At 72.7% G+C, this 3,206-nt stretch carries 4 protein-coding genes; 3 read left to right on the forward strand and 1 reads right to left on the reverse strand.

Translation table 11 applies throughout. From position 1 onward, the window contains the following. Together purD and VM840_11845 are read left to right on the forward strand one after the other, a co-directional pair. Positions 1 to 1,230: phosphoribosylamine--glycine ligase (purD, locus tag VM840_11840; GenBank protein HVL82269.1), on the forward strand; the 1,230-nt coding region annotated here is incomplete at its 5' end. After that, complete coding sequence (locus VM840_11845) at positions 1,230 to 2,300, forward strand: adenylate/guanylate cyclase domain-containing protein (protein ID HVL82270.1); 1,071 nt, start codon at positions 1,230 to 1,232, stop codon at positions 2,298 to 2,300. The genes purD and VM840_11845, both read left to right, overlap by 1 nt. Here VM840_11845 and VM840_11850 read toward each other — a convergent pair. After that, complete coding sequence (locus VM840_11850; protein HVL82271.1) at positions 2,289 to 2,672, reverse strand: CBS domain-containing protein; 384 nt, start codon at positions 2,670 to 2,672, stop codon at positions 2,289 to 2,291. The genes VM840_11845 and VM840_11850 overlap by 12 nt on opposite strands. An 82-nt stretch (positions 2,673 to 2,754) precedes the next feature. On the opposite strand from VM840_11850, the gene VM840_11855 reads away from it, so the two are divergent. Continuing rightward, on the forward strand, positions 2,755 to 3,206 hold a 452-nt coding region (locus VM840_11855; protein ID HVL82272.1), incomplete at its 3' end, for a lyase family protein.

Below are 3,206 nucleotides of genomic sequence, written 5' to 3' on the forward strand. Positions count from 1 at the left end.
GAGCACGCCCTGGCGTGGAGGCTGGCCCGTTCGCCTTCGGTCGACGCCGTCTGCTCGGCCCCCGGGAACCCCGGGATGGCCGAGCTCGGGCCGACCGTCCCGATCGCGGTCCACGACCTGGAGGGCCTGGCGCGGTACGCGTCCGAGCACGAGGTGGATCTCACCGTCGTGGGACCGGAGGTCCCGCTCGTCGCCGGGATCGTCGATCTGTTCTCGGCGCGTGGCCTGAGGGTCTTCGGTCCCCGGGCGTCGGCCGCGCGCATCGAGGGCAGCAAGGTCTGGTGCCGCGAACTGGCCGAGCGGTACGGGGTCCCGATGGCGCGCGGGCGGTCGTTCGACGCGCCGGAACCGGCGGCCCGGTTCGCGGCCGAGCTCGAGGGTCCGGTCGTGGTGAAGGCGGAAGGCCTCGCCGCAGGCAAGGGCGTGCGGATATGCGCGGACGCGCGGGAGGCGCGCGCGGCGATCGACGAGATCATGCGCGGGCGCCTGTTCGGCGACGCCGGGAGCCGGGTCGTCGTGGAGGAGTACCTGTCCGGACGGGAGACGTCGCTCTTCTGCCTCACCGACGGACACGACGTCGTCGTCCTCGAGCCCGCGCAGGACTACAAGCGCGCGCTCGACGGAGATGGGGGGCTGAACACCGGAGGCATGGGCTCCTACTCTCCGGTCCCCTGGCTGCCGGCCGAGGTCCGGGAGCGCGCGGTGAACGAGATCGTCCGCCCGCTCCTGGACGGGCTGGCCGCCGAGGGAGCCGCGTTCACCGGTTGCTTCTACGCGGGGCTGATGGTGGACCACTCCGGGGCGAAGCTCATCGAGGTGAACTGCCGGTTCGGCGACCCGGAGACGCAGGTGCTCATGCCTCGGCTCGAGTCCGACCTGGGGGAGCTTCTCACCGCCTGCGCCGGCGGGTCGCTGGGCGACGCGAAGGTGTCCTGGCGTCCGGACGCCTGCGTCTCGGTCGTCCTCGCGTCCGGTGGTTACCCCGGCGAGTACCGCACGGGGCTCGAGGTCTCCGGCGTGCAGGAGGCGGAGTCGATGGACGGGGTGGCCGTGTTCCACGCCGGCACGTCGCTGGACGGCAGCCGGCTCGTCTCCTCGGGAGGGCGGGTCCTGAACGTCTCCGCCCTCGGGACGGATATCGCGGACGCGCGGTCCCGCGCCTACGCGGCCGCCGCGCTGATCGAGATGGAGGGACAGCACCTAAGGACCGATATCGCCCTGGGCGTGTGATGCGGCTCGACCCGGACTCGCTCCCGAGCTTGCTCGAGGCCTCCGGCGTCGCGGCCGAGGAGATACACCGGGCCGTCGCCGACGGGCCCGCCGCGGTGGTCTCCCTCGCCATCGAGCGGCTGGTCATCCCGGGGAGCCAGCGGCTGACCAGGTCGGAGGTGGCTGAGCGCGCCGGCACCGATCTCGAAGAGGCGATGCAGTTCTGGCGGGCGATGGGGTTCAGCGACGTCTCCGACGACGAACCTGCGTTCACCGAGGTGGATGTCGAGATGCTGTCCCGGGCCAGGCGGCTCATCGAGGAGGGGTTCGCCGACGCCGAGATGGCCTTACAGATGACGCGCGTGATGGCGCACGCGGTGTCCAGGATCGCGGCGTCGCAGGTGGAGGTAGTCCGGGAGCGGGGCCGGGAGACCCAGGCCGAGGATGAGGACGCCGCGTACGGGTTCGCGATGGCGTTGACCGCGGCGGGCGTCCAAGGCCTGCTCGGGGACCTCGAGGATTTCCTCGTCTACCTCTGGCGTCGCCACCTGGGCGCCGTGGCCGACCGGGCCGTCCATCAGGTGGTGACCGGGGAGCAGGCGGCGGTCGTGGTCGGTTTCGCCGACCTGGTCGGGTTCACGGCCATCAGCCAGCAGCTGGCGGAGCGGGAGCTGGCCGCCGTGGTCGGGCGCTTCGAGGACGCGGCCGCGGCGCAGGTGGCCGCCCACCGGGGACGCATCATCAAGATGATCGGCGACGAGGTGATGTTCACGGCGCCCGACCCGCGAGAGGGAGCCGAGATAGCGCTCGCGCTGGTCGAGACGTTCGCCGCCGACGACCAGATCCCGGACGTGCGGGTCGGGCTCGCCGCCGGGACCGCCGTCGCGCACCGGGGAGACCTGTACGGACCGGCTCCCAACCTGGCCAGCCGCCTGGTGGACAGCGCCTACCCCGCCTCCGTGCTCGTGGACGGCACGGTCGCCGCCGAGCTGGAGGGAGCGGACGCGTTCCACCTCAAGCCGGTGCGGCCGCAGAGGCTCCAAGGGTTCGGCCGGACCCGGATGTGGGTCCTGCGCCGGTCAAGGGCCTAGGACCCCGTCCTCGACGAGGGCGGCGACGAGGTCTCGGATCGAGAAGATCCCGACCTCCGACCCCTCGTCCACCACCAGCAGGTGGCGGAACCCCCGCTCGGTCATCGTCCGGGCCGCGGTGGCCACGTCCCACTGCGGCGTGGCGACCACGGCGTTCCACGTCATGTGGTCGCCCACCACCTCGGTGGAGGGATCCAGGCCGCGGGCGATCGCGCGCAGGATGTCCCGCTCGCTGATGATCCCCGGCGCGTCCTCCGTCAGGACGACCGCGGCTCCGACGTTGTGCTCCGCCATGCGGGCCGCGGCGTCGTGGAGCGTGTGGGTGGGGCCGATCGTCACGACCGCCCGGCGGACCAGTGCCCCCACGTGCATGCCCCGATCGTACGCCCGGACCCGCGGGAGGTCCATGGGGGGCCCCGCCGCGGTGCGTCCGTCTGCCGCTTACGATGGGCCCATGATCCCCCGCTACACCCGTCCCGAGATGGGCCGCCTGTGGTCCGACGACGCCCGCTACCACAGGTGGCTCGAGGTCGAGATCGCCGCGCTCGCGGCCTGGGAGGAGCACGGATCGGTCCCGGCGGGGACGGCGGAGGCGGTCCGCGAACGGGCCCGCGTCGACCCGCAGCGGATCGCGGAGATCGAGCTGCGGACGAACCACGACGTGGCGGCCTTCGTCGACGGGGTGGCCGAGACGTGCGGCGATGCGGGGCGGTGGGTCCATTTCGGCCTCACCTCCTACGACGTCGTCGACACGGCTCAGGGGATCGCCCTGCGGGAGTCGTGCGACCTGCTGGCGGACGGGCTGACCCGTCTCGTGCGCGCGTTGAAGGACCGGGCCCTCGAGCACCGCGACACCCTGTGCATGGGCCGGACACACGGCATCCACGCCGAGCCGACCACCTTCGG

The sequence above is a fragment of the Actinomycetota bacterium genome, assembly GCA_035540895.1.
GTDB lineage: Bacteria > Actinomycetota > JAICYB01 > JAICYB01 > JAICYB01 > DATLFR01.

Bases quoted from the DNA above. Each gene is read 5' to 3' on its own strand.
- VM840_11845 (HVL82270.1), top strand. From the start codon at position 1,230: ATGCGGCTCGACCCGGACTCGCTCCCGAGCTTGCTCGAGGCCTCCGGC.
- VM840_11850 (HVL82271.1), bottom strand. From the start codon at position 2,672: ATGCACGTGGGGGCACTGGTCCGCCGGGCGGTCGTGACGATCGGCCCC.